The following is a 24,796-nucleotide window of genomic DNA, read 5'->3' on the forward strand; positions in this document are numbered from 1 at the left end:
GGGGGGGGGCCCTCGCGGTGTCCCGGATCAGGCTCGTACGAGCCGGCGACCCGGGTCAGTCAGCCGATGATCACTTGGTGATCTTGGTGACCTTGCCGGAGCCCACGGTGCGGCCGCCCTCACGGATGGCGAAGCCGAGGCCCTCCTCCATGGCGATCGGCTGGATGAGCTCGACCGACATCTCGGTGTTGTCGCCGGGCATGACCATCTCGGTGCCCTCGGGCAGGGAGATGACGCCGGTGACGTCGGTGGTGCGGAAGTAGAACTGCGGGCGGTAGTTCGTGTAGAAGGGGTTGTGACGCCCACCCTCATCCTTGGACAGGATGTACACGTTGGCCTCGAAGTCCGTGTGCGGGGTGATCGAACCCGGCTTGCAGACGACCTGGCCGCGCTCGACGTCGTCGCGCTTCAGGCCGCGCAGCAGCAGGCCGCAGTTCTCGCCGGCCATGGCCTCGTCCATCTGCTTGTGGAACATCTCGATGCCGGTGACCGTGGTCTTCTGGATCGGGCGGATGCCGACGATCTCGACCTCGGAGTTGATCGGCAGGGTGCCGCGCTCGGCACGGCCGGTCACGACGGTGCCGCGGCCGGTGATCGTGAAGACGTCCTCGACGGGCATGAGGAAGGGCTTATCGGTATCGCGGACCGGGTCCGGGATGAACTCGTCGACGCCCTGCATGAGCTCCTCGATCTTGGCAACCCACTCGGGGTCGCCCTCGAGGGCCTTCAGAGCCGAGACGCGCACGACCGGAGCGTTGTCGCCGTCGAACTCCTGGTCCGAGAGCAGCTCGCGGACCTCCATCTCGACGAGGTCCAGCAGCTCCTCGTCATCGACCATGTCCGACTTGTTCAGCGCGACCAGCAGGGTCGGCACGCCGACCTGGCGGGCGAGCAGGACGTGCTCGCGGGTCTGGGCCATGGGGCCGTCGGTGGCGGCGACCACGAGGATCGCGCCGTCCATCTGCGCCGCGCCGGTGATCATGTTCTTGACGTAATCGGCGTGGCCGGGAGCGTCGACGTGGGCGTAGTGGCGCGCCTCGGTCTGGTACTCGATGTGCGAGATGTTGATCGTGATGCCGCGCTGGCGCTCCTCCGGAGCGGAGTCGATGCCGCCGAAGTCGCGGGCCTCGTTGAGGTCCGGGTACTTGTCGGCCAGGACCTTGGAGATCGCAGCGGTCAGCGTGGTCTTGCCGTGGTCGACGTGACCGATGGTGCCGATGTTGACGTGCGGCTTGCTGCGCTCGAACTTGGCCTTCGCCATGGTGGTTCCTCCTAGAGAATGATGCGAACTTGCTCGCCCTTGACGCGTGCAGAGGCGCTCAGCGGGCGGAATCCCCTGCAAGTGTAGTCGGGCTGGTTGGGGGTGAGAAATCGGTCGGTGCGACGGGCCCGCCCCGCTCGGGAGCGGGCCCGCGCTCACGGCTCGTGGGGCCGTCGGCGGCTTCGAGGGGAAGCCGCCGACAGGCTCACTCGCCGCGGTTCTTCTGGATGATCTCCTCGGCGACGTTCTTCGGGACCTCCGTGTAGGAGTCGAAGGACATCGAGTACACCGCGCGGCCCTGCGTCTTGGAGCGCAGGTCGCCGATGTAGCCGAACATCTCGGACAGCGGGACGCTGGCCTTGACGAGCTTGATGCCGGAGACGTCCTCCATGGACTGGATCATGCCGCGGCGCGAGTTCAGGTCGCCGATGACATCGCCCATGTACTCCTCGGGCGTGCGGACCTCGACGGCCATGGTCGGCTCGAGCAGAACCGGGTTTGCGCGCTTGGCGCCCTCCTTGAAGACCATGGAGCCGGCGATCTTGAACGCCATCTCCGAGGAGTCGACGTCGTGGTAGGCGCCGTCGAGCAGCGTGGCCTTCACGCCGACGACCGGGTAGCCCGCCAGCACGCCGAGCTGCATGGCGTCCTGGATGCCGGCGTCCACCGAGGGGATGTACTCGCGCGGGATGCGACCGCCGGTGACGGCGTTGTCGAACTCGTAGAGCTCCTCGGCCTCGAGATCGATCGGCTCGAAGGAGACCTGCACCTTGGCGAACTGACCGGAGCCGCCGGTCTGCTTCTTGTGGGTGTAGTCGACCTTCTCGACGGCCTTCCGGATGGTCTCGCGGTAGGCGACCTGGGGCTTGCCCACGTTCGCCTCGACGCGGAACTCGCGCTTCATGCGGTCCACCAGGATGTCCAGGTGCAGCTCGCCCATGCCGCCGATCTCGGTCTGACCGGTCTCCTCGTTGAGGGAGACCGTGAAGGTGGGATCCTCAGCGGAGAGCTTCTGGATGGCGGTGGAGAGCTTCTCCTGGTCGCCCTTGGTCTTGGGCTCGATGGCCACGAAGATCACCGGGGCCGGGAAGGACATGGACTCCAGCACGATCGGGTTGGCCGCATCGCACAGGGTGTCGCCCGTGGTGGTGTCCTTCAGGCCGATGATCGCGTAGATGTGTCCAGCCTGGATCTCCTCGACCGGGTTCTCCTTGTTGGAGTGCATCTGGAACAGCTTGCCGATGCGCTCCTTCTTGGACTTGGTCGAGTTCAGGACCTGCTCACCGGCCTTGGCCGTGCCCGAGTAGACGCGGGTGTAGGTCAGCTGGCCGTAGAACGGGTGCGCGGCGACCTTGAAAGCCAGCGCCGAGAACGGCGCGGTGCGGTCGGCCGGACGGGTCATGACCTCGTCCTCGTCGCGCACCGAGTGGCCCTGGACGTCGTCGACGTCGAACGGCGAGGGCAGGTAGTCCACGACGGCATCCAGCATGGGCTGCACGCCGCGGTTCTTGAACGCGGAGCCGCAGAAGACCGGGTAGGCCTGCGAGGCGATGGTCAGCTTGCGGACGCCGGCCTTGATCTCCTCGATCGTCAGCTCCTCGCCGCCGAGGTACTTCTCCATGAGCTCGTCATCGGCCTCGGCCACGTTCTCGACCAGCTCGGCGCGGTACTGCTCAGCGCGCTCCTGGAGATCAGCGGGGATCTCCTCGGTCTTGTACGAGGCACCCAGGGAGACATCTCCCTTGGAGTCGCCCTCCCAGACCAGGGCCTTCATGTGGACCAGGTCCACGACGCCCACGAAGTCGCTCTCCGAGCCGATCGGCAGCTGCATGACCAGCGGCTTGGCCTTGAGGCGGTTGATGATGGTGTCGACGGTGAAGTAGAAGTCCGCGCCGAGCTTGTCCATCTTGTTGACGAAGCAGATGCGGGGGACGTCGTACTTGTCCGCCTGGCGCCAGACGGTCTCCGACTGCGGCTCCACGCCCTCCTTGCCGTCGAAGACGGCGACGGCGCCGTCGAGGACGCGCAGGGAGCGCTCGACCTCGACCGTGAAGTCCACGTGGCCCGGGGTGTCGATGATGTTGATCTGGTTGTCGTTCCAGAAGCAGGTGGTAGCCGCGGAGGTGATCGTGATGCCGCGCTCCTGCTCCTGCGCCATCCAGTCCATCGTGGACGCACCCTCATGGGTCTCACCGAGCTTGTGGTTGATGCCCGTGTAGAACAGGATGCGCTCGGTGGTGGTGGTCTTGCCGGCGTCGATGTGCGCCATGATGCCGATGTTGCGGACCTTCTTCAGGTCGGTAAGCACGTCTTGTGCCACGGTGAGTCCCTTCTGAGGTGTTCCCGGCGGTCTGCCGCCCCGGATCAGGGGCGGCAGACCGTGCCGATGCTACCAGCGGAGCCGGAATTACCAGCGGTAGTGGGCGAAGGCCTTGTTCGAATCGGCCATCTTGTGAGTGTCCTCGCGACGCTTCACAGCGGCACCCAGACCGTTCGAGGCGTCCAGGATCTCGTTCATCAGACGCTCGGTCATGGTGTTCTCGCGACGGGCCTTGGAGTAGCCGACGAGCCAGCGCAGGGCCAGCGCCTGCGAACGGCCCGCGCGGACCTCGATCGGCACCTGGTAGGTGGCGCCGCCGACGCGGCGGGAGCGGACCTCGAGGGCCGGCTTGATGTTCTCCAGGGCCTTCTTGAGCGTGGCGACCGGCTCCTCGCCGGACTTGCGCTCGACACCGGCCAGCGCGCCGTAGACGATGCGCTCGGCGGTGGACTTCTTGCCGTCCTGGAGGACCTTGTTGATCAGCTGGGTGACGACCGGGGATCCGTAGACCGGGTCGACGACGAGCGGGCGCTTGGGGGCGGGACCCTTACGAGGCATTACTTCTTCTCCTTCTTCACGCCGTAGCGGGAGCGGGCCTGGCCGCGGCCCTTGACGCCCTGGGTGTCGAGGGCGCCGCGCACGATGCGGTAGCGGACGCCGGGGAGGTCCTTCACTCGGCCGCCGCGCACGAGCACGATGGAGTGCTCCTGCAGGTTGTGGCCCTCACCGGGGATGTAGGCCGTGACCTCGACCCCGTTGTTCAGGCGCACACGCGCGATCTTGCGCAGCGCGGAGTTCGGCTTCTTGGGCGTGGTCGTGTAGACGCGGGTGCAGACGCCGCGCTTCATGGGGCTGCCCTGGAGGGCCGGCGCCTTGGTCTTCACGACCTTCGGGGTGCGGCCCTTGCGGACCAGCTGCTGGATAGTGGGCACATCGTCTCCTGATGGTGGCGCGCCGGTGCGGCGCGCGACGTTCAATGGAAAGGCCTGCCATGGGCCGCTCGACGCGGTCCCGCGGCCGTAGCCTTCAGGGGCGCTGCACGGTGTCGGCGGATGCGACGGGCGCAGCAACAGGGGAAAATCCCTCAAGGCATGACAAAAAGTGGCATTCGGGCACACCCTGCGTGCCTGAGGACGGAGTCCATACCTGCCACTGGAAGCGACCACGGATGGTCGAGCCAATCCAGAGGAGTGTATCAGATGCGACCATGCCCCGCGATGGCGGGGTCCTGGTGACGCCCGGCACCTGCGGCGGCCAGGTCCTGCTGGATGGCGCCGGCGCATTCCCGCAGCGCCGGGAGGATCACCCGCAGGGGGTCGCAGTGCTCTTCGGTGGCGCCCACGCGCATGGACACGTTGACGGCGGCGATGATCTGCCCGCGGGTGTCCCGCACCGGCACTGCCACCGACCGCAGCCCGGCCGCGAGCTCCTGATCCACGTCCGCCCACCCGGTGCGGCGCACCTCGGCCAGGCGGTGACGCAGCCCGTCGAGGGTCGAGACGGTGCGGCGGGCCGGAGGATGCGCCAGTGCCGCCTGGCAGCGGGCCCGGACTTCCTCGTCCGGCAGCTCGCTGAGCAGCGCACGGCCCATGGAGGTCGCATGCGCAGGGAAGCGCGTGCCCACCGAGATCGCCGCATTCATGATGTGCCGCGCCTGGACTCTGGCCACGTAGACGATGTCCGAGCCGTCCAGCACGGCCACCGAGGTGGACTCCCCCACCGTCTCGGAGAGCTGGCGCAGGTGCGGCGCCGCGATCTCCGGCAGGCTCAGCGCCGAGAGGTAGGCGTAGCCGAGCTCGAGCACCTTGGCGGTGAGCTCGAAGTCGCGGCCATCGGTGCGCACGTAGCCCAGCTGCTCCAGGGTCAGCAGGAGCCTGCGGGCAGTCGCCCGGGACAGCCCCCTGCGCCGAGCGACCTCGGACAGCGTCATCCGGGGACGCCCGGCGTCGAAGGCGGTGATCACGCCGAGCCCGCGGGCCAGCGACTGCACGGTGTCCGTGCCCGAGCGCGACGACGCCCCGGCGGCGCGCTCGGACTCCCCCGACCCGTCGGCGGAATGCTCGACTGCCATCTGCGCTGCTGCCCTCAGGCCTGCTCGAGCGGGAACGGCACGAGCTGCTGGATCTCCTCGAACGTGGCGCCGAAGGTCTCGCGCACCACCACGCGGCCGTCGCCCTCGATCAGGAAGACGGCGCGGTCGGTGTAGACGCGCGAGACGCACCCCACGCCCGTCAGGGGCATGTCGCACTGCTCGACCAGCTTGGGCTGATCCTTCTTGGTGCGCAGGCCCATCATCACGAAGGTCTGCTTGGCGCCGGTGGCCAGGTCCATGGCCCCTCCCACCGCGGGGATGGCACCGGGCCTGCCGGTCGACCAGTTGGCCAGGTTGCCGTTGCGGTCCACCTGGAAGGCGCCGAGGACGCAGCAGTCCAGATGGCCGCCGCGCATCATGGCGAACGAGTCCGCGTGGTGGAAGTACGAGCAGCCGTCGGTCTCCACGACCGGGATCTTGCCAGCGTTGATCAGATCGGGGTCGACGTCCTCGCCGTGGGCGGCCGCGCCCATGCCGAGCATGCCGTTCTCGGTGTGGAGGGTGACGTCGTCCTCCGGGGTGAGGTAGTCGGAGACCAGCGTGGGCTGGCCGATGCCGAGGTTCACATAGGCGCCGGCGGGGATGTCGCGGGCGACGAGCTCGGCGAGCTGCTGGTTGTCCAGCGCCGTGTCCTGGGTCTGGGGAGTGCTCATGATCGTGTCTCGCTCTCTGCGCGGCCTGGCTGCCGCTGCGGTGGCGTGTCTGCTGGCGGTGGATCGCCACGGGCGCACATGCGGCGGCGGTGCCGATCCGTGCGGGGCTCAGCCCGCGTCGGGCGTCTGAGGGGCCTGGATGCGCACGACGGTGTCGACGTAGATGCCCGGGGTCACCACGGTCTCCGGGTCGATCTGCCCCCGCTCCACGATCTCCGAGACCTGCACGATCGACGTCCGGGCCGCCGCGGCCATGATCGGGCCGAAGTTGCGCGCCGTCTTGCGGTAGGTCAGATTGCCCGCGGTGTCGGCGGTGTGCGCCTTGGTCAGGGCGTAGTCGGCCACGATCGGGTACTCGAGGACCTGATGGCGGCCATCGAACTCGCGGACCTCCTTGCCCTCGGCCAGCGGTGTGCCGTAGCCCGTGGGCGTGAAGAACGCACCGATCCCCGCGCCGGCGGCGCGGATGCGCTCGGCCAGGTTGCCCTGCGGGACCACCTCGAGCTCGATCTCACCGGCGTGGTACTTCTCATCGAAATGCCACGAGTCCGACTGGCGGGGGAAGGAGCAGATGATCTTCTTCACCCGTCCCAGCTGGATCAGCTTGGCCAGTCCCACATCGCCGTTGCCGGCGTTGTTGTTGACGACGGTCAGGTCCTTCGCGCCCTGGGCGATCAGGGCATCGATCAGCTCGACGGGCTGACCCGCCACGCCGAAGCCTCCGATCATGACGGTCGAGCCGTCCTCGATCTGCTCGACGGCCTGTGCCGCGGTGTCCACGATGCTCAGCATGCTCTCTCCATTGCGAATGGTCGTTCGGTTTCCGGTGCGCCGGGCTCAGGCGGCGTCGGTGTTCTCGAGCACGACGGCCAGGCCCTGGCCCACGCCGATGCACAGCGAGGCCACGCCCCAGCGCCCGCCCTCGGCCTGCAGGCGCCGAGCCAGGGTGCCCAGCACGCGGGCGCCGGAGGCGCCGAGCGGGTGGCCGATGGCGATCGCCCCGCCCCAGGCGTTGACGATCGGTTCTTCGATCCCCCACTGGCGGATGCAGGCCAGCGACTGGGCGGCGAAGGCCTCGTTCAGCTCGACTGCGCTGACATCCCCCCAGCCGATCCCGGCGCGCTTCAGGGCCAGGTTCGCAGCCTCCACCGGGGCCTCGCCGAAGAACTGCGGCTCGTTGGCCGCGGCCCCGCGGCCGGCGATGCGCGCCAGCGGCTTGCGGCCCAGCAGCTCGGCCGCCTTCGCGGAGCCGAGCCAGGCGGCGGAGGCGCCGTCGTTCATGGGCGAGGCGTTGCCCGCCGTCACCGTGCCGTTGTCCTTCCGGAACACTGTGCGCAGCCCGCCCAGCGTCTGCGGGGTCGCATCCGCGCGAACGGTCTCATCTCGGGTGACGTCGGTGCCGCGCTTGGTGTTCGCCTTCACCGTGACGGTGAGGTCGTCGTAGCGGCCCTCGTCCCAGGCCTTCGCCGCCAGCTGGTGGGAGCGCGCCGAGAAGACGTCCTGCTCTTCACGGGTGATCCCGTGCTTCTCCCGCAGCTGCTCCGTGGCCTCGCCCAGCGAGACGGTCCAGGCCTCCGGCATCTCCGGATTGACCAGCCGCCAGCCCAGCGTGGTGTTCGCCAGGTGCAGGTCCTGCATGGGGAACGGTCGTTCGGTCTTGGGCAGGACCCAGGGCGCGCGCGACATGGACTCGACGCCGCCGACGAGCATGAGGTCGGCCTCGTCGACCTCGATCTGGCGCGAGGCCATCATGGCGGCATCCAGGGAGGAGCCGCACAGGCGGTTGACGGTGGTGCCCGGCAGCGAGGTGGGCAGGCCCGCCAGCAGCGTGGCCATGCGGGCGACATTGCGGTTCTCCTCGCCGGCCCCGTTGGCGTTGCCGAACACGACCTCGTCGATGGTCTCGGGGTCCAGCCCCTCCGCGCGATCGACCATGGTGCGCACCACGAGTGCGGCCAGGTCGTCGGGCCGGTGCGTGGACAGGGCGCCGCCGATCTTGGCGAACGGCGTGCGCACGGCGTCGTAGATGTAGGCGTCCTTGCGGCCGCCGGCTGAGGTGCTCATGAGGTGACTCCTTCGTCGTCCTGTGCTGCTCGGTCTGTCGTGGTGGGCGCGGCAGCACTGGGGCTTTGCGCATCGAGACGGTCGAAGACCGCCTTGGCATGGGAGAAGGCGTTGTTGGCGGAGGGCACGGAGAGGTAGATCGAGCTCTGCAGCAGGATCTCCTTGATCTGCTCGCGGCTCAGCCCGTTGCGCAGGGCGGCGCGCACGTGCATCTCGAACTCGCCCCAGTGCCCGGCCGCGATCAGGGCGGTCAGGGTGATGGCGCTGCGCATGGGCCGGTCCAGGCCCGGACGGGTCCAGATCTCACCCCAGGCGTAGCGGGAGATGAAGTCCTGCCACTCCGCCGTGAACTCGTCCTTGCTGGCCTCCGAGCGCTCCACATGGGCATCCGAGAGCACCTCGCGGCGCACCCGCATGCCGTCGGCGTGAGCCTGGGAGGCCGTGCGATCGCCGCCGGCGCGCGGGGCCTGCGCCGGCTCCGGGGCTGTGGCCGGCGCAGCTGCCTGGGTCTCGCCGACGAGAGCCATGATCTGCTCGGCGAGCTCAGCGGGCTGCTCGGCCGGGATCATGTGCGCGGCCGGCCCGATCAGCTCGAAGCGCGCGCCGGGGACCTGCTGCGCCCAGTCCCGCACGGCCTGCTCAGTCACCGAGGGATCCTGCTCGCCGGCCACCGCGAGCACGGGGGCGGCGATCTCGCCCAGGCGCCCGGACAGGTCGAATGCGGCGATCGCGCGGCAGACCTGCGCATAGCCGTGGCGGTCCGCGGACTGCAGCGCGTGCAGCAGTCCGGTGGTGATCCCGGTGCCGGCGGCGGCGTCGCGGTCGATGAAGCCCTGGGTGAGCCAGCGCTGGGCGCTGCCGATGACCTGGGTAGGAGTGCCCGCGGCCTCCACCAGCGCGGCGCGCTCGCTCCACCGCTCGGGATCGCCCAGCTGCGCGGCGGAGGCCACCACAGCCGCCCCTCGGAGGCGCTGCGGCGCATCCACCAGCAGCTGCAGCCCCACGGCCCCGCCCACGGAGCAGCCCGCGTACCAGAACGAGGATTCGGGTAGGGGCTCCTGCACCGCATCCACGGCGGCCAGGACGCCCTGGGCGAGCTCCTCGATCGAGAAGTCCTCGGTGCCGGCCGGTGCGCCGCCGTGGCCCGGCAGCTCCCATCCGATGATGCGCAAGCGCCCTGCCAGCTCGCGCGCGACCCCGCCCCACAGCGGGGCGACCGCTGTGCCGAGCGCAGGTCCCAGCAGCAGCACCGGGCGCTGGTCGTCCTGCGCGGCTGCGGGTGCGCTCAGCTCCACGAGGCGGATGCTCGGAACACTCATGAGTCCTCTCCTGTCCCGGCGCCGCGGCTCGGCAGCGCCTCTCGCTCATCCTGGCGCGCGACGGCACGGTCGATCAGCAGATCGGCCGCACCCAGGTAGCCGCGCGGGTCGCACAGCTGCTGCAGCCGCTGTCGGTCGACGGCCTGGCCCTGGGCGTCCCGCCCCTGCGCCGTGATCTCCGCCAGGCCGTCGAGGGCTGCCTGGACATCCGCACCGGCCCGGGCCAGCACGGCCTGGATGCGCTGGGCTCCCGTGTCGCCGTCCGCGTCCTGCACCGCAGGCTTCAGGGCCGTGACGATCCGCTCGGAGACCAGCGCAGGCCCCGAGGCGCGCAGGTTCTCCTCCATGCGCTCGGCATCCACGCGAAGCCCCTGGAGCAGCTCCGCCAGCTGGGAGCAAGCCGTCAGGCTCAGCCGCAGCAGCTGCTGCAGCGCCGGCCACTCGACGTGCCAGGCGCCGTCCGGGCGCTCGTCGATCGAAGAGGAGGCCGCGGTGAACAGCGAGGCGAGCAGCTGCGGTGCGCTCAGGGCGGTGCGCTTGAGCTGGACCGAGAGCACGGGGTTCTGCTTCTGCGGCATGGCCGAGGACACGCCCCTGCCCGGGCCCGTGGGCTCGCGCAGCTCGCCGATCTCGGGGCGCGAGAGCAGCAGGACATCGTCGGCGATCTTTCCGATCGCCGCGCAGAGACTGCCCAGTGCCGCACCTGCGTCCAGCACGGGCTGGCGGGAGGTGTGCCAGACGTGGGGCGCCTCATGCAGCCCGAGCTGCGCGGCCCAGACGGCGTGCAGCTGCAGGGCCTGCTCGGAGATCTCCGCCGCGCGGGCGCTGCCGCCCTGGGGATCGTCCTGCTGCTCGAACAGGGCCCGCGATCCCGCCAGGGTGCCGGCGGCGCCGCCGATGGCAACCGGTGTGCTCAGCCGGTCCAGCCGCTCATGGGCGTCGGCCAGCCCCTCGAGCCACTGGGCGCAGCGCAGGCCGAAGGTCGTGGGCAGTGCGTGCTGCGTCAGGGTGCGCGCGGCGCACAGAGCGTGGCGGTGGCGCTGGGCCAGTCCGGCCAGCGCGGACTGCGCCTGGGACAGGGAGTCATCGAGATGCTGGAGGGCCTCGCGCAGCATCAGCATCAGGGCGGTGTCCAGAACGTCCTGACTGGTCAGTCCGCGGTGCACGGCGCCGACGGCCTCCGGGTCGATCTCCCGCACCGCTGCGCGCAGATCCGCGAGCATGGGGATCACCGGGTTCCCGCCCAGCTCGCTGCGCTCGGCGAGATCCGCCAGGTCGAAGCTGCGATCGAGCACCTCGTCCGTGAGGACGTCGGCCGCCGCCTCCGCGGCGCTGTCCGGGACGAGCCCGAGCTGCGCCTGGGCCGCGACCCAGGCGGTCTCCGCTCGCACCAGGCAGCGCAGCACCTGTCGATCACCGGTGAGCCCCCGGGCCCGATGGGCTCCGGGGAAGAGCAGTCCGTAGTCGGCGTCCTGTGCTGCCATGCGTCTCGTCGTGGTCCTGTCGTCGCGATGCTCTGAAGATGGTGGTGATGCCGTCGCGAGTATTCCTCGCGCGGCGGAGGGGTCGGGGCGACGATGGACGTCGCCCCGGCCCCTTGTCGGATCAGTCCGCGTGCTGCGGGTAGCGCAGGAAGACCGTCTCGTCCTCGCCCTGCAGCCGGATGTCGAAGCGCAGCGAGCCGTCCTGCTCGCGGCGCGCGATCAGGGTCTCGCGCCGATCGGCCGGCACCGAGGACAGCAGCGGATCCCGTTGCAGTGCCTCCTGGTCCTCGGGCAGGTAGATCCGCGTGAAGAGACGGTTGAGCAGACCGCGGGCGAAGACCGTCATGGCGATGAACGGGGCCGCCCCGGGCTCGGTGGGACCGGGGGCCACCGTGGTGAACGAGTACGCCCCCACGTTGTCCACGGCCTGACGACCGAAGCCGGTGAAGGTGTAGCCGTCGCGGATCAGGGAGCCGGGCTCCTGCGAGATCCGCCCGTTCTCATCCGCCTGCCAGATCTCCAGCAGGGAGTCGGGCACCGGATCGCCGTTGCCGTCGTAGACGACGCCGTGCAGGCGCACGGCCTGCGGATGGCTGCGCTCCACCAGCTCCTCGCCGCCGTCGAACGGCAGGGCGTAGCCGTAGAAGGGCCCGACGGTCTGACCGGGCGTGGCTGTCAGCTTCTCAGACATCGGTGTCCTCCTCCATGAGCGTGCGGTGGGTTCCGGTGAGCACGATGTCCCACTTGTAGCCCAGGGACCACTCATGGGCCGAGAGGTCGTGGTCATAGCTGGCCACCAGACGCTCGCGCGCCTTGGGGTCCACGATCGCCTGATAGATCGGATCCAGGGCGAACAGCGGATCGCCGGGGAAGTACATCTGGGTCACCATCCGCTGGGTGAACTCGGTGCCGAACAGTGAGAAGTGGACGTGCGCCGGGCGCCACGCGTTGTAGTGGTTCTTCCACGGGTACGGACCGGGCTTGATCGTGGTGAACGAGTAGGAGCCGTCGTCGCCGGTCAGGCAGCGGCCCACACCGGTGAAGTTCGGGTCGATCGGCGCCGGGTGCTGATCGCGCTTGTGGATGTACCGGCCGGCCGCATTGGCCTGCCAGATCTCCACCAGCTGGCGGCGCACCGGACGGCCCTCGCCGTCGAGCACGCGTCCGCTGATCGTGATCCGCTCGCCGATGGGCTCGCCCTTGTCCTGGATCGTGAGATCCGACTCGAGGGCGTGGACATCACGAGGGCCGAAGGCCGGGGCCCACAGCTCGACGGTCTCCGGATCCGCGTGATGCAGATCCTTGGTGGGGTGGCGCAGGACCGAGCTGCGATAGGGCGCGTAGTCGAGTCGAGGCTGGGTCTCGACGGATCCGGAGGCCGCGTAGCTCTCCGAGATCGCGTCCATCTCCGCGCTCAGGACCGACTGGGAGTCCGCTGCCGCGTCCGAGGACGAGACGGGGGTTTCCGCCATGGTCATCTCCTTCATCAGCCGGGCAGGCGAGGTGCTGCCGCAGGTGCCTGCGGCCCCGCCACCCCCAGGGCCGCTGCCCGTGCTCTCCGGCACCTGAGGATAACGTGGATCACTCCGAAAATGAACACTTGTTCGCATAGCGCACACAGTGCGATCGGAGTGCGGTCCGTCGCCGGACCTGGGAGTGAGGGGTGCGCCCGCATGGGCGCACCGCGGACTCAGCGCAGTCTCAAGACTGCCAGCCCGTGTACGAGTCGGCGAAGTAGGCCCGGCCGTACGGTGAGTCCGTGATCGCATGCAGCTCGCCGAGCTGGCGCCGGGAGTCGAACTCGGAGTCCTCGCGGCTGCGGTGCAGCATGCGGGTGACCCAGTACGAGAAGTTCTGCGCCTTCCATACCCGCTCAAGCGCCGCTGCGGAGTAGCCGGCCAGCGGCTGCTCGGCGCCGTCGCGCAGCAGCGCCACAAGCGCCGGCGCCAGCACGCGGACGTCGCAGAAGGCGAGGTTCAGCCCCTTGGCGCCGGTCGGAGGGACGGTGTGACCGGCGTCGCCCACGAGCACCAGGGAGCCGTGGCGCAGCGGCTCGCACACGTAGGACCGGAAGGGCAGGACCGTCTTCTCGATGATCGGGCCCTCCTTCAGGCGGAATCCGTCCGGGCCGGAGACGCACTCCTGGAGCCGGGTCCAGATCTGCTCATCGGTCCAGTCCTCGGGATCCTCGGCGGGATCGCACTGGAAGTACATCCGCTGGACGTCGCCCGAGCGCTGGGAGATCAGCGCGAACCCGGCCTCGGAGCGGGTGTAGATCAGCTCGTGATGGCTCGGCGGGGCCTGGCACAGGATCCCGAACCAGGCGAACGGGTATTCCGTGAAGTGATCGGTCCGCACGTCCTCCGGGATCGCCTTGCGGCACACCGATCGGGAGCCGTCGGCGCCGACCAGGATCCTCGAGCGGATCTCCCGTGCCGCCCCCTCGGAGTCGATGAACGTGACGCCCGGCCGATCCGAGTCGACATCGTGCACGGCGACCTCGTCGGCCGACCAGAACACCGTGCCGCCGTCGCGCTCGGAAGCCTCCTTGAGGTCCCAGAACACCTCGTTCTGCGGGTAGAGCCATACCGAGCGCCCGACAGCCCCCTGGAAGTCGATGTGGTGGCTGCGCCCCTCGAAGCGCAGCGACGTGCCCTGGTGCTCGTGGCCCTCGGTGAGCACGCGGCCAGCGACCCCGGAGTCCACCAGCATGTCCACCGTCCCGGCCTCCAGGATCCCGGCGCGGTGCGTGGCCCGGATGGACTCGGGATCGCGCTTCTCGATCACCATCGTCTCGATCCCCTCGCGGCGCAGCAGGTGCGCGAGCATGAGCCCGGCGGGCCCCGCCCCCACGACGGCGACCTGGGTCTCGAGCAGCTCGGGCGCCGGTGAGGCGGGCTGCTGTGCGTGCTGGCTCATGACGTGGCCTCCTGATGAACGTCTGTTCGCACAGTGTCCGCAGAGGCAGGTGGTCCGCACCACACGGTGCTCATTCAACGGGAGAGCGACCCGGGTGCGCCGTTCGGGCTATCCCATGGGCGGCGGTGTGCAGCGTCTGCACCACGGCAGCAGGATCCACGGGCCCCTGTCGGCGGTCCGCGACGACGCCCAGACCCGCCAGCACCGCTCCGCCCTCGGCGATGACCGGGACCGCGATGCCCGTGCGGTCGGGTTCGAGATTGCCGGTCTGGATGCAGTGCCCCGTGGAGCGGATGCCGCGCAGCACCTCCTCGAGCTGCTCGGGGCCGCCCTGCGGCAGGCGCTGCCCCTGCTGCAGGACGCGCTGGGCATAGGCGCGGCTGTCCGACGCGGGCAGATGCGCCAGCAGCACCAGCCCCGTCGCCGAGAGGTGCAGCGGCAGCCGACTCGCTGTCGCGGAGCTGATGGGCCGCGCGCCGGGATGGGACAGTCTCTGCAGGAACAGCACCTCGTCCCCCTCGATCCGCCCGAGCTGAACGTGCTGGCGCAGCACCGACTGGACATCCAGCAGGAAGGGAGCAGCCGCCGCGGCCACCGTGGTCTCCGGCGCCGAGCGCGTGGCCAGCTCCCACAGCCGGGTCCCCACGCAGTACGACCCGCCGGGCTCGCGGGTCAGCCACCCGGCCTGGGCCAGGTCGGCGCACAGCCGATGCGCCGTGGCCGGCGGCAGCCCGGCAGCGCGGGCCACCTCTGCCGGGGTCATCCGCGGCCGCTCGCGCCTGAAGGCGGCCAGGACCCGGTCGATGCGCGAGAGCATGGAGTCGCCGGAGGAGGAGTTCGCCATGGGAGGCATTGTGCCCCGTCCCCGCGGCACGGCGGGCACGGGGCAAAAGGCTCGACAGAGGCCGGCAGCGCAGGACGACGGGCGGGCCGCGGCCCGGACCTGCTCATCGGCCCAGCGCGCCCACAGCTCAGACGACGCGGAACTCCCGGCTCGTCCCGGTGATGGGGCGGATCGCCCCCAGGCCCGTGCGCCGACCGCCCCGGTAGACGAAGCGGTAGGTGCCGGCGGCGCCGCTGGGCACGGTCCACTCGAGGGTCACGAGCGAGCGCGAGAACAGCTTGTCCTCCCACCGGAAGCGGGTGTCGACGTCCTGGTCGCCCAGGTGCTTGACCCAGCTGCCGTCGACCAGCCGCGCAAGCACCGGGTACGAGTCGCTGTGGCGCAGGCTGTTGTTCGGATTCGCCCCCACGAACACGGCGCGGGCCACCTGGCCCGCGCTCACATCCGAGGGCTGGGTCCAGACATCCCAGAAGCAGCGCAGCGGCATGGGCAGATCGGCGGTCGGCGCCCTGCAGCTAGCGCAGCGCCGTGGCCGACTCATCCCGCGGCACGGGCCCCAGCGCCACCTCCGCGACCGCACGGCGGTACATCACGCCCACGACCGCCGTGACCTCGCCGGGCATGACCGCCAGCCAGAACCTGCCCAGGCGGATCAGCTGGACGGGCACCTGCTGCTGGACCCAGCCCATGGCCCGGACCGGGAGCAGGGTGGACTTGGGTGGCCTGGACGGCCGCTTCGTAGCGACCGCTCCGATAGCGCCACGAGGCCAGCGTGGCCGAGAAGGGGTTGTTCCAGAGTCGCTCCCTGAGGATGCTCGGACCCGGCCCGTCCTCCTGCGATCCGGCGCCGAAGGGAGTGCCCAGGATCGCCCATCCGGTGCGCTCGGTGCGGCCCGTGCCGGAGAACTCCGGGCGGACCTGGTAGCCGCGCATGTCCACTGCCCGGGCGCAGGTTCAGGTTCGGGCTGATGTCACCGGAGTTCGAGTTGGCGAAGGCCGCCACGAATGCCGGCCGCTGCTGGGCGGTGAGATCCACCCCGTGACCCAGGCGCTCGAGGGCGTACTGGGCATAGCCCTTGTTGTGCCCGAAGACCAGGCGGTTGGTGTTCGTCAGCGAGGTGCTGTGGGCCGCCAGCCGGTTCACGACGGCGTCGACCGCTCCCCCGCGCTCCATCCGCAGCGTGGTCGAGGACGTGTCCAGACCATTCGGCAGTGCGGCGCGCAGGTCCTCGGGGTTGAGGCGGAAGGCCTCCGTGGACCGGTTGGCCCCGTCATCGGCCAGCTCCGAGCGGCTGACCCGCAGGCTGCGTTCTGCGCGGTCGGCGTCGACGGCCAGGATCGCGGCGACGATGCCCTCCACCTGCGCCTCGAGGACCTGGGGCTGGAAGCCCAGGATCGTGACGTTCTGCAGCTCGTCGTAGCCGGCGTCGCCCGAAGTCGCATGCCTGTGCGTTGCTCCGCGACTCACGGTGGCCTGCGACCAGCGCCCGGGCGCCTGCTGGGCCAGGCGCCCGATGACGGCCTGGCGCAGCCCCTCGGCGGGGCACATGAGATCGGCCACGACCAGCGCCACGTGCGAGCCGTCGGCCGGATCCTCGATGACGAAGGCGCGCGTGCTGGCGCATGTGGGCGCCGAGCCCCAGCTGGCTCGTGGACCCGTAGCCCAGGAGCCCCACGCCGCCGGGTCAGCCGGTGATATCCCGGACGGCCCGACCGATCAGGAATCGGCCGTCGGCCTCCTCGTCAGCAGGCGGCGCGGGCCCGATGACGGGGTCCGGCAGGATCGGAGGCGGGGCCGACGCCGGCGCGGCGGAGGACTCGGTCGGCGGAGGGCTCTGCTCGGTGCGTGGTCGTGACAGGCACGCTAGGGACTGCCGCCGCCGCGCGGTCCGGCCCGCGCCGCATGTCGTCTCATGAGCGGGCTCGCCCCCGGTGCCTCCGCCAGAGCCTGGCAAGCGCGAAGGCCCTCGCCCCGTGCAGGGCGAGGGCCTTGGCCGATCAGCGGCGGCTCAGGAAGCCGACCGGATCAGTTGGCGCCGAAGTCGTAGTCCTCCAGCGGGATCGCCTGGAACTCGCCGAGCGACGAGTCATCGGCGTAGGAGAAGTCCGCGTACGCGCCGCTGTCGGTGAACAGGGCGGCCTTGGCCTCCTCCGTGGGCTCCACGGACACATCGTTGTAGCGAGCCAGGCCGGTGCCGGCCGGGATCAGCTTGCCGATGATCACGTTCTCCTTCAGACCCACCAGCGGATCCGACTTGGCCTCCATGGCGGCCTGCGTGAGCACGCGGGTCGTCTCCTGGAAGGAGGCGGCCGACAGCCACGAGTCCGTGGCCAGCGAGGCCTTGGTGATGCCCATCAGCTCCGGACGGCCGGCGGCCGGGCGCTGCTGCGAGGTCACGGCCTTGCGGTTGGCCTCGCGGTAGCGGACGTCGTCCACGAGCTCGCCCGGCAGCAGATCGGTGTCGCCGGACTCGATGACCGTGTTGCGGCGCAGCATCTGTCGGACGATGACCTCCACGTGCTTGTCGTGGATGCCCACGCCCTGGGAGCGGTACACGCCCTGGACCTCGTCCACCAGGTGCTTCTGAGCCGCACGGCGGCCGCGGATGCGCAGGACCTCCTTGGGGTCCACCGCACCGGCCACGAGCTGCTGGCCGACCTCGACCGACTCGCCGTCGGCCACGAGCAGCTTGGCGCGGCGCAGCACCGGGTAGGCGAAGTCCTCGTCCCCGCTGTCCGGGGTGATGACGACGCGCACGCCCTTCTCGGTGTCCTCGATCGTGGCGCGACCGGCGACCTCCGAGATCGGCGCGACGCCCTTGGGCGTGCGGGCCTCGAAGAGCTCCTGGATTCGCGGCAGACCCTGCGTGATGTCGCCGTCCGAGGAGGCCACACCGCCCGTGTGGAACGTGCGCATGGTCAGCTGCGTGCCGGGCTCGCCGATCGACTGCGCGGCGATGATGCCCACGGCCTCGCCGATGTCGACCAGCTTGTTGGTCGCCAGCGAGCGGCCGTAGCAGGCCGCGCACACGCCGACGGCGGAGTCGCAGGTCAGCACCGAGCGCACGCGGACCTCGTCCACGCCGGCGTCGAAGATCGCCTTGATCAGCGCATCGGAGAGGTCCTGGCCCGCCTGGGCCACGATCTCGCCGTTGGCATCGGCCACGTCCACGGCCAGTACGCGGCCGTGGATGGTGTTCTCCACCTCCGCGTCCAGCACGCGCTGGCCCGTCTCCGAGGTCTCGGAGACCGGCAGCGTCAGGCCGCGATCCGTGCCGCAGTCGCCCTCGCGGACGATGACGTCCTGGGAGACGTCGACGAGACGACGGGTCAGGTAGCCCGAGTTCGCCGTGCGCAGCGCGGTGTCGGCCAGGCCCTTGCGGGCGCCGTGGGTCGCGATGAAGTACTCCAGCACCGTCAGGCCCTCGCGGTACGAGGACTTGATGGGACGGGGCATGATCTCGCCCTTGGGGTTGGCCACCAGGCCGCGGATGCCCGCGATCTGACGGACCTGCATCCAGTTGCCTCGTGCACCCGAGGAGACCATCCGGTTGATGTTGTTCAGCCGGCCGAGGTTCTCGCGCATGGCCGCAGCGACCTCGTCGGTCGCCTTGGTCCAGATGTCGATCTGCTCCGTACGGCGCTCGTCGTCGTCGATCAGACCGGTCTCGTACTGGGTCTGGATCTTGGCGGCCTGGGCCTCGTAGCCCTCCATGATCTGCGGCTTGGACGGCGGCGTGGCGATGTCCGAGATCGCCACGGTGATGCCCGACCAGGCGGCCCAGTGGAAGCCTGCGTCCTTGAAGTTGTCGAGGGTCTGCGCCACGACGCCCATCGAGTGGTCCTCGGCGAGGTCGTTGACCAGACGCGACAGCGACTTCTTGTCCGCGACGCCCTCGAACCAGGGATGCCCGGCCGGCAGCTGCTGGTTGAAGATCACACGGCCCAGGGTGGTCTCGACCGTGGCGGTCTCGCCCTCGGTCCACCCCTCCGGAGCCTCCCAGCCCTCGGCCGGCACGAAGTCCTCGACCCGGACCTTGATCGGCGCGTTGAGGTGCAGCTTGTGGGCGTCGTAGGCCATGACGGCCTCGGCCACCGACGAGTAGCTCTCGCCTGCGCCGACCTCGTCCTCGCGGACCGTGGTCAGGTGGTACAGGCCGATGATCATGTCCTGCGAGGGCAGGGCGATCGGCTTGCCGTCGGACGGCTTGAGGATGTTGTTCGACGACAGCATCAGCACGCGCGCCTCGGCCTGGGCCTCGGGCGACAGCGGCAGGTGCACGGCCATCTGGTCACCGTCGAAGTCGGCGTTGAAGGCCGAGCACACGAGCGGGTGAAGCTGGATGGCCTTGCCCTCGACGAGCTGCGGCTCGAAGGCCTGGATGCCCAGGCGGTGCAGGGTGGGGGCGCGGTTGAGCAGCACCGGGTGCTCGGTGATGACCTCTTCCAGCACGTCCCACACCTGCGGGCGGAAGCGCTCGACCATGCGCTTGGCCGACTTGATGTTCTGCGCGTGGTTCAGATCCACCAGACGCTTCATCACGAACGGCTTGAACAGCTCGAGCGCCATCTGCTTGGGCAGACCGCACTGGTGCATGCGCAGCTGCGGACCGACCACGATGACCGAGCGGCCCGAGTAGTCGACGCGCTTGCCGAGCAGGTTCTGGCGGAACCGGCCCTGCTTGCCCTTGAGCATGTCCGACAGCGACTTGAGCGCGCGGTTGCCCGGGCCCGTGACGGGACGGCCGCGACGACCGTTGTCGAACAGGGAGTCCACGGCCTCCTGGAGCATGCGCTTCTCGTTGTTCACGATGATCTCGGGGGCGCCGAGATCCAGCAGGCGCTTCAGGCGGTTGTTGCGGTTGATCACGCGACGGTAGAGATCGTTGAGATCAGAGGTCGCGAAGCGGCCGCCGTCGAGCTGGACCATGGGACGCAGCTCCGGCGGGATGACCGGGACGGCGTCCAGGACCATGCCCAGCGGCGAGTTGTCGGTGGACAGGAACGCGTTGACGACCTTGAGGCGCTTGAGCGCGCGCGACTTGCGCTGGCCCTTGCCCGTGGCGATGGTCTCGCGCAGGGCATCGGCCTCCGCGGCGAGGTCGAAGGTCTCCAGGCGCTCCTTGATCGCCTCGGCGCCCATGGAGCCCTCGAAGTACATGCCGAAGCGGTCCTGCAGCTGGCGGTACAGCGCCTCATCGCCCTCGAGGTCGTTGACCTTGAGGTTCTTGAAGCGCTCCCACACGCGGTCGATGGCGTCGATCTCGCGGTCGGCGCGCTTGCGCACGTTGGCCATCTGGCGGTCGGCGGCATCGCGCAGCTTGCGCTTCTCGGCGGCCTTGCCGCCCTCCTTCTCCACCTCGGCCAAATCGGTCTCGAGGTCCCCGGCGATGGCGACGACGTCGGCATCGCGCTGGTCCTCGAGGGCCTTCTTCTCGCGGTCGATCGAGGCCTGGAGGTTCGGGAGGTCCTCGTGGCGGGCCTCCTCATCGACCTTCGTGACCATGTAGGCCGCGAAGTAGATGACCTTCTCCAGGTCCTTGGGCGCCAGGTCCAGCAGGTAGCCCAGACGAGAGGGCACGCCCTTGAAGTACCAGATGTGGGTCACCGGAGCGGCGAGCTCCAGGTGCCCCATGCGCTCGCGGCGCACCTTGGCACGGGTCACCTCGACGCCGCAGCGCTCGCAGATGATGCCCTTGTAGCGCACGCGCTTGTACTTGCCGCAGGCGCACTCCCAATCGCGGGTGGGGCCGAAGATCCTCTCGCAGAAGAGCCCGTCCTTCTCCGGCTTGAGCGTGCGGTAGTTGATGGTCTCGGGCTTCTTGACCTCGCCGTAGGACCAGGAGCGGATCTGGTCGGCCGTGGCGAGGCCGATGCGCATGAGGTTGAGCGAAGAATCGTTGGACATGAGGATCCTTGATCCCTTTCTAAGCAGTCTTCAAAAAGAGTGGGCGGTCGACGTGAAGAGGTGATCAGACCTCTTCGACCGAGCTCGGCTCGGAGTGGGACAGGTCGATGCCCAGCTCTTCAGCGGCGCGGAAGACCTCGTCATCCGCATCGCGCATCTCGACGGTCTGGCCATCGGCCGAGAGGACCTCGACGTTCAGGCACAGGGACTTCATCTCCTTGATGAGGACCTTGAACGACTCGGGAACGCCCGGCTCCGGGATGTTCTCGCCCTTGACGATCGCCTCGTAGACCTTCACGCGGCCGTGCACGTCATCCGACTTCACGGTCAGGATCTCTTGCAGCGTGTAGGCGGCGCCGTAGGCCTCCAGCGCCCAGACCTCCATCTCGCCGAAGCGCTGGCCGCCGAACTGGGCCTTACCGCCCAGGGGCTGCTGCGTGATCATCGAGTACGGACCGGTCGAGCGGGCGTGGATCTTGTCGTCCACCAGGTGGTGCAGCTTCAGGATGTACTGGTAGCCGACCGAGATCGGATCCGGGAACGGCTCGCCGGAGCGGCCGTCGAACAGCTGCGCCTTGCCCGTGTGGTTGATCAGGCGATCTCCGTCGCGGGTCACGTTGGAGTGATCCAGCAGGTCGAAGATCTCGTCCTCGCGGGCACCGTCGAACACCGGGGTCGCCACGTTGGTGGGGCCGGTCTCCTTGGGGAAGTCCGTGAGGCGATCCAGCCACTGCGGGTCGCCCTCGACCTTCCAGCCCTGCTTGGCCAGCCAGCCGGTGTGGACCTCGAGCACCTGCCCGAGGTTCATGCGCCCGGGCACGCCCAGCGGGTTCAGGATGACATCGACGGGGGTGCCATCGGCCAGGAACGGCATGTCCTCCAGGGGGAGGATCTTGGAGATGACGCCCTTGTTGCCGTGGCGTCCGGCGAGCTTGTCGCCGTCCGTGATCTTGCGCTTCTGCGCGACGTACACGCGCACGACCTGGTTGACGCCGGCCGGGAGGTCATCCGAGTCCTCGTCGCGGTCGAAGACGCGCACGCCGATGACCGTTCCAGACTCGCCGTGGGGCACCTTCAGAGAGGTGTCGCGGACCTCGCGGGACTTCTCGCCGAAGATCGCGCGCAGCAGGCGCTCCTCCGGGGTCAGCTCGGTCTCGCCCTTGGGCGTGACCTTGCCGACCAGGATGTCACCGGCCTGTACCTCCGCGCCGATGTGGATGATGCCGCGCTCATCCAGAGCCGAGAGGACCTCCTCCGAGACGTTCGGGATGTCCCGGGTGATCTCCTCGGCACCGAGCTTGGTGTCGCGGGCGTCGATCTCGTGCTCCTCGATGTGGATCGAGGTCAGGACGTCGTCCGAGACCATGCGCTGGGACAGGATGATCGCGTCCTCGTAGTTGAGGCCCTCCCAGGACATGTAGGCCACGAGCAGGTTCTTGCCCAGGGCCAGCTCGCCGTGATCGGTCGAGGGGCCGTCGGCCAGCACGGTGCGCGGCTCCACGCGATCGCCCTCGGAGACCACCACGCGCTGGTTGTACGTGTTGCCCGGGTTGGAGCGCACGAACTTGCCGATCGTGTACTCCTTCTCGGTGCCGTCGTCGTTGGCCACGACCACGTGATCGGCCGCCACCTCGGTGACCACGCCGGCCTTGACGGCCAGCACGGAGTCCCCGGCGTCCATGGCGGCGTAGCGCTCCATGCCGGTGCCCACCAGCGGAGCCTCCGACATGAGCAGCGGCACGGCCTGACGCTGCATGTTGGCGCCCATGAGCGCGCGGTTGGCGTCGTCGTGCTCGAGGTACGGGATCAGGGCGGTCGCCACCGACACCATCTGGCGCGGGGAGACGTCCATGAACTCGACGTCCGCGGGCTCGACCAGCACGGCCTCGCCGGAGCCGTCGGCGGCACGGGCCAGCACGGCGTCCTCGGCGAAGCGCAGGTCATCCGTCAGCGGCGCGTTGGCCTGGGCGATCGTGGCGCCGCGCTCGTCATCGGCGGTCAGGTAGATGACCTCATCGGTGACCACGCCATCGCGCACGCGACGGTACGGGGTCTCGATGAAGCCGAACGGGTTGATGCGGGCGTAGGTGGCCAGCGAGCCGATCAGACCGATGTTCGAGCCCTCAGGGGTCTCGATCGGGCACATGCGGCCGTAGTGCGACGGGTGGACGTCGCGGACCTCCATGCCGGCGCGGTCGCGGGACAGGCCGCCCGGGCCCAGAGCGGACAGGCGGCGCTTGTGGGTCAGGCCCGCGAGCGGGTTGTTCTGATCCATGAACTGCGACAGCTGCGAGGTGCCGAAGAACTCCTTGATCGCAGCCACGACGGGACGGATGTTGATCAGGGTCTGCGGCGTGATCGCCTCGACGTCCTGGGTGGTCATGCGCTCGCGCACGACGCGCTCCATGCGGGAGAGGCCGGTGCGGATCTGGTTCTCGATCAGCTCGCCGACCGCGCGGATGCGGCGGTTGCCGAAGTGGTCGATGTCATCGATGTCGATGCGGATGTCGCGGGTCTCGCCGTCGCGCACGCCCTCGATGGAGTCTCCCCCGGCGTGCAGCGTGACGAGGTAGCGGATCATGGCGACGATGTCCTCGACCGAGAGCACGGAGGCATCCGGGTCGGAGAAGGGCTTGTCGATCCCGAGCTTCCGGTTGATCTTGTACCGGCCGACCTTGGCGAGGTCGTAGCGCTTGGGGTTGAAGTACATGTTGTCCAGCAGCTGCTGGGCCGCCTCGACCGTGGGCGGTTCGCCCGGACGCAGCTTGCGGTAGATGTCCAGCAGGGCGTCGTCGCGGGTCTCGGTCGCGTCCTTCTCGAGGGTGGCGCGGATCGAGTCGAACTCGCCGAACTCCTCGAGGATCTTGGACTCGGACCAGCCCAGGGCCTTGAGCAGCACCGTGACGGACTGCTTGCGCTTGCGGTCCAGGCGCACGCCGACCTGATCGCGCTTGTCGATCTCGAGCTCGAACCAGGCGCCGCGCGACGGGATGATGCGCGCCGAGTAGATGTCCTTGTCCGAGGTGCGGTCCTGGCCGCGCTCGAAGTAGGCGCCGGGCGATCGGACCAGCTGCGAGACCACGACGCGCTCGGTGCCGTTGATCACGAACGTGCCCTTGTCGGTCATGAGCGGGAAGTCGCCCATGAAGACCGTCTGCTGCTTGATCTCGCCCGTGGTGTTGTTCATGAACTCGGCCTTGACGTACAGCGGGGCCGAGTAGGTGGCGTCACGGTCCTTGCACTCGTCGACCGTGTACTTGGGGTCGTAGAACTCCGGCTCGGTGAAGGACAGGGACATGGTGCCCTGGAAGTCCTCGATCGGGGAGATCTCCTCGAAGATGTCCGAGAGACCGGAGGTGGTGGCCACGCCGGTCTCGCCGGCCTCCAGGGCCAGGCGCAGGCGCTCCTGCCACTTCTCATTGCCGATGAGGCGGTCGAAGCTGTCGGTCTGGAGGGCCAGGAGGTTGGGGACATCCAGGGGCTCGTGGATCTTGGCGAAGGAGACGCGGCGGGGCACGCTGCCTCCTGCCTGGGATGCGGTGACGGACGAATCGGTGCTCGAGGCGACCAAAGTGAGATTCCTTCCACAGATCTGCAGGTGAATCGCGCGGTTCCCGTCCGGAGGACTCGGAAGACGGCTGGGCCGGCGCTGCGGGCGCGGGGGCGGCTCGCACGGGGCGCAGGAGGCCGTGCGGGGATCGTTCCGACGCGGGTCGCAGAGCCGGCGGCTCGGGTCCGAGGGGCGCCCACCGCTATATGAAGGCACGCAGAACTCAGGGACGACGCAAAGAAATAGAATAGGTCAAGTCGGCAGCAGTTGTCCACCCCTTGCCGGACCTCCGGCTCTGCTCGGCCGGAATGCTCTGGTGGGCTCCGGAGGACGACGAGCGCCCCCCCCCGCCCGGGCCCGGGGGGGGGGGGGGGGCGGGGGC

19 protein-coding genes and 1 pseudogene are annotated in these 24,796 nt (G+C 69.4%); all 20 read right to left on the minus strand.

The window, feature by feature from the left end:
* Positions 1-70: 70 nt before the first annotated feature.
* Positions 71-1,261: an elongation factor Tu gene (gene tuf / locus M3E84_RS09220; RefSeq protein ID WP_259895896.1), complete on the minus strand. Its 1,191-nt coding sequence runs from the start codon at positions 1,259-1,261 to the stop codon at positions 71-73.
* Positions 1,262-1,466: 205 nt separating this feature from the next.
* Complete coding sequence (gene fusA, locus M3E84_RS09225; protein WP_259895897.1) at positions 1,467-3,581, minus strand: elongation factor G; 2,115 nt, start codon at positions 3,579-3,581, stop codon at positions 1,467-1,469.
* A gap of 87 nt (positions 3,582-3,668) precedes the next feature.
* The gene (gene rpsG / locus M3E84_RS09230; RefSeq protein ID WP_006213512.1) at positions 3,669-4,139 is read right to left on the minus strand and encodes a 30S ribosomal protein S7; all 471 of its coding nucleotides are present in this window, start codon (positions 4,137-4,139) and stop codon (positions 3,669-3,671) included.
* Complete coding sequence (rpsL, locus tag M3E84_RS09235; RefSeq protein ID WP_006213513.1) at positions 4,139-4,513, minus strand: 30S ribosomal protein S12; 375 nt, start codon at positions 4,511-4,513, stop codon at positions 4,139-4,141. The genes rpsG and rpsL overlap by 1 nt, the downstream gene beginning before the upstream one ends.
* Before the next feature lie 263 nt (positions 4,514-4,776).
* Positions 4,777-5,652 (minus strand): IclR family transcriptional regulator C-terminal domain-containing protein, encoded by an 876-nt coding sequence (locus tag M3E84_RS09240; protein WP_259895898.1) that lies wholly within the window; start codon positions 5,650-5,652, stop codon positions 4,777-4,779.
* 14 nt (positions 5,653-5,666) lie between these two features.
* Positions 5,667-6,326 carry a 3-oxoacid CoA-transferase subunit B gene (locus M3E84_RS09245; RefSeq protein WP_259895899.1) on the minus strand — a complete coding sequence of 220 codons (660 nt, stop codon included), beginning with the start codon at positions 6,324-6,326 and terminating at the stop codon, positions 5,667-5,669.
* 108 nt (positions 6,327-6,434) lie between these two features.
* Entirely contained in the window at positions 6,435-7,118 is a 684-nt protein-coding gene (locus M3E84_RS09250) for a 3-oxoacid CoA-transferase subunit A (protein WP_259895900.1), read from the minus strand.
* Positions 7,119-7,163: 45 nt separating this feature from the next.
* Positions 7,164-8,390, minus strand: a complete 1,227-nt coding sequence (locus tag M3E84_RS09255) for a thiolase family protein (RefSeq protein WP_259895901.1) — start codon at positions 8,388-8,390, stop codon at positions 7,164-7,166.
* A complete protein-coding gene (locus tag M3E84_RS09260; RefSeq protein WP_259895911.1) occupies positions 8,387-8,806 on the minus strand; it encodes a carboxymuconolactone decarboxylase family protein in 420 nt (139 codons plus the stop codon). Before M3E84_RS09260 ends, M3E84_RS09255 begins: the two co-directional genes overlap by 4 nt.
* 129 nt (positions 8,807-8,935) lie before the next feature.
* Positions 8,936-9,709: pseudogene (locus M3E84_RS09265) on the minus strand (alpha/beta fold hydrolase); the annotation flags it as partial.
* A complete protein-coding gene (locus M3E84_RS09270) occupies positions 9,706-11,193 on the minus strand; it encodes a lyase family protein (RefSeq protein ID WP_259895902.1) in 1,488 nt (495 codons plus the stop codon). The gene M3E84_RS09270 and the pseudogene M3E84_RS09265, both read right to left, overlap by 4 nt.
* Before the next feature lie 121 nt (positions 11,194-11,314).
* A complete protein-coding gene (gene pcaG / locus M3E84_RS09275) occupies positions 11,315-11,884 on the minus strand; it encodes a protocatechuate 3,4-dioxygenase subunit alpha (protein ID WP_259895903.1) in 570 nt (189 codons plus the stop codon).
* On the minus strand, positions 11,877-12,665 hold the full coding sequence (gene pcaH / locus M3E84_RS09280) for a protocatechuate 3,4-dioxygenase subunit beta (RefSeq protein ID WP_259895904.1): 789 nt from the start codon (positions 12,663-12,665) through the stop codon (positions 11,877-11,879). The genes pcaG and pcaH overlap by 8 nt, the downstream gene beginning before the upstream one ends.
* 229 nt (positions 12,666-12,894) lie before the next feature.
* Positions 12,895-14,112, minus strand: coding sequence for a 4-hydroxybenzoate 3-monooxygenase (locus M3E84_RS09285; RefSeq protein WP_259895905.1), 1,218 nt, complete (start codon positions 14,110-14,112; stop codon positions 12,895-12,897).
* A 70-nt stretch (positions 14,113-14,182) separates the two neighbouring features.
* A complete protein-coding gene (locus M3E84_RS09290; RefSeq protein ID WP_259895906.1) occupies positions 14,183-14,956 on the minus strand; it encodes an IclR family transcriptional regulator in 774 nt (257 codons plus the stop codon).
* Between the two features lie 127 nt (positions 14,957-15,083).
* Entirely contained in the window at positions 15,084-15,497 is a 414-nt protein-coding gene (locus M3E84_RS09295) for a neutral/alkaline non-lysosomal ceramidase C-terminal domain-containing protein (RefSeq protein WP_259895907.1), read from the minus strand.
* The gene (locus M3E84_RS09300) at positions 15,472-15,645 is read right to left on the minus strand and encodes a neutral/alkaline non-lysosomal ceramidase N-terminal domain-containing protein (protein ID WP_396415598.1); all 174 of its coding nucleotides are present in this window, start codon (positions 15,643-15,645) and stop codon (positions 15,472-15,474) included. The genes M3E84_RS09295 and M3E84_RS09300 overlap by 26 nt, the downstream gene beginning before the upstream one ends.
* The gene (locus M3E84_RS09305) at positions 15,609-16,655 is read right to left on the minus strand and encodes a neutral/alkaline non-lysosomal ceramidase N-terminal domain-containing protein (RefSeq protein WP_259895912.1); all 1,047 of its coding nucleotides are present in this window, start codon (positions 16,653-16,655) and stop codon (positions 15,609-15,611) included. The genes M3E84_RS09300 and M3E84_RS09305 overlap by 37 nt, the downstream gene beginning before the upstream one ends.
* A 327-nt stretch (positions 16,656-16,982) precedes the next feature.
* Positions 16,983-20,864 (minus strand): DNA-directed RNA polymerase subunit beta', encoded by a 3,882-nt coding sequence (locus M3E84_RS09310; protein ID WP_259895909.1) that lies wholly within the window; start codon positions 20,862-20,864, stop codon positions 16,983-16,985.
* A 64-nt stretch (positions 20,865-20,928) separates the two neighbouring features.
* Positions 20,929-24,435 carry a DNA-directed RNA polymerase subunit beta gene (gene rpoB / locus M3E84_RS09315; protein WP_259895910.1) on the minus strand — a complete coding sequence of 1,169 codons (3,507 nt, stop codon included), beginning with the start codon at positions 24,433-24,435 and terminating at the stop codon, positions 20,929-20,931.
* Positions 24,436-24,796 lie beyond the last annotated feature (361 nt).

Origin of the sequence: Kocuria sp. p3-SID1428 (assembly GCF_025149945.1) — a bacterium.
Classification (GTDB): Bacteria; Actinomycetota; Actinomycetes; order Actinomycetales; family Micrococcaceae; genus Kocuria.

What these genes read in the sequence shown, in the direction of transcription:
- tuf (WP_259895896.1), bottom strand. Translation starts at nt 1,261, where the DNA reads ATGGCGAAGGCCAAGTTCGAGCGCAGCAAGCCGCACGTCAACATCGGC.
- M3E84_RS09255 (WP_259895901.1), bottom strand. Translation starts at nt 8,390, where the DNA reads ATGAGCACCTCAGCCGGCGGCCGCAAGGACGCCTACATCTACGACGCC.
- M3E84_RS09270 (WP_259895902.1), bottom strand. Translation starts at nt 11,193, where the DNA reads ATGGCAGCACAGGACGCCGACTACGGACTGCTCTTCCCCGGAGCCCAT.
- M3E84_RS09300 (WP_396415598.1), bottom strand. Translation starts at nt 15,645, where the DNA reads ATGGGCTGGGTCCAGCAGCAGGTGCCCGTCCAGCTGATCCGCCTGGGC.
- M3E84_RS09260 (WP_259895911.1), bottom strand. Translation starts at nt 8,806, where the DNA reads ATGCGGGTGCGCCGCGAGGTGCTCTCGGATGCCCATGTGGAGCGCTCG.
- M3E84_RS09250 (WP_259895900.1), bottom strand. Translation starts at nt 7,118, where the DNA reads ATGCTGAGCATCGTGGACACCGCGGCACAGGCCGTCGAGCAGATCGAG.
- M3E84_RS09285 (WP_259895905.1), bottom strand. Translation starts at nt 14,112, where the DNA reads ATGAGCCAGCACGCACAGCAGCCCGCCTCACCGGCGCCCGAGCTGCTC.
- M3E84_RS09290 (WP_259895906.1), bottom strand. Translation starts at nt 14,956, where the DNA reads ATGGCGAACTCCTCCTCCGGCGACTCCATGCTCTCGCGCATCGACCGG.
- pcaH (WP_259895904.1), bottom strand. Translation starts at nt 12,665, where the DNA reads ATGGCGGAAACCCCCGTCTCGTCCTCGGACGCGGCAGCGGACTCCCAG.
- M3E84_RS09310 (WP_259895909.1), bottom strand. Translation starts at nt 20,864, where the DNA reads ATGTCCAACGATTCTTCGCTCAACCTCATGCGCATCGGCCTCGCCACG.
- M3E84_RS09240 (WP_259895898.1), bottom strand. Translation starts at nt 5,652, where the DNA reads ATGGCAGTCGAGCATTCCGCCGACGGGTCGGGGGAGTCCGAGCGCGCC.
- M3E84_RS09295 (WP_259895907.1), bottom strand. Translation starts at nt 15,497, where the DNA reads ATGAGTCGGCCACGGCGCTGCGCTAGCTGCAGGGCGCCGACCGCCGAT.
- pcaG (WP_259895903.1), bottom strand. Translation starts at nt 11,884, where the DNA reads ATGTCTGAGAAGCTGACAGCCACGCCCGGTCAGACCGTCGGGCCCTTC.
- rpsG (WP_006213512.1), bottom strand. Translation starts at nt 4,139, where the DNA reads ATGCCTCGTAAGGGTCCCGCCCCCAAGCGCCCGCTCGTCGTCGACCCG.
- M3E84_RS09245 (WP_259895899.1), bottom strand. Translation starts at nt 6,326, where the DNA reads ATGAGCACTCCCCAGACCCAGGACACGGCGCTGGACAACCAGCAGCTC.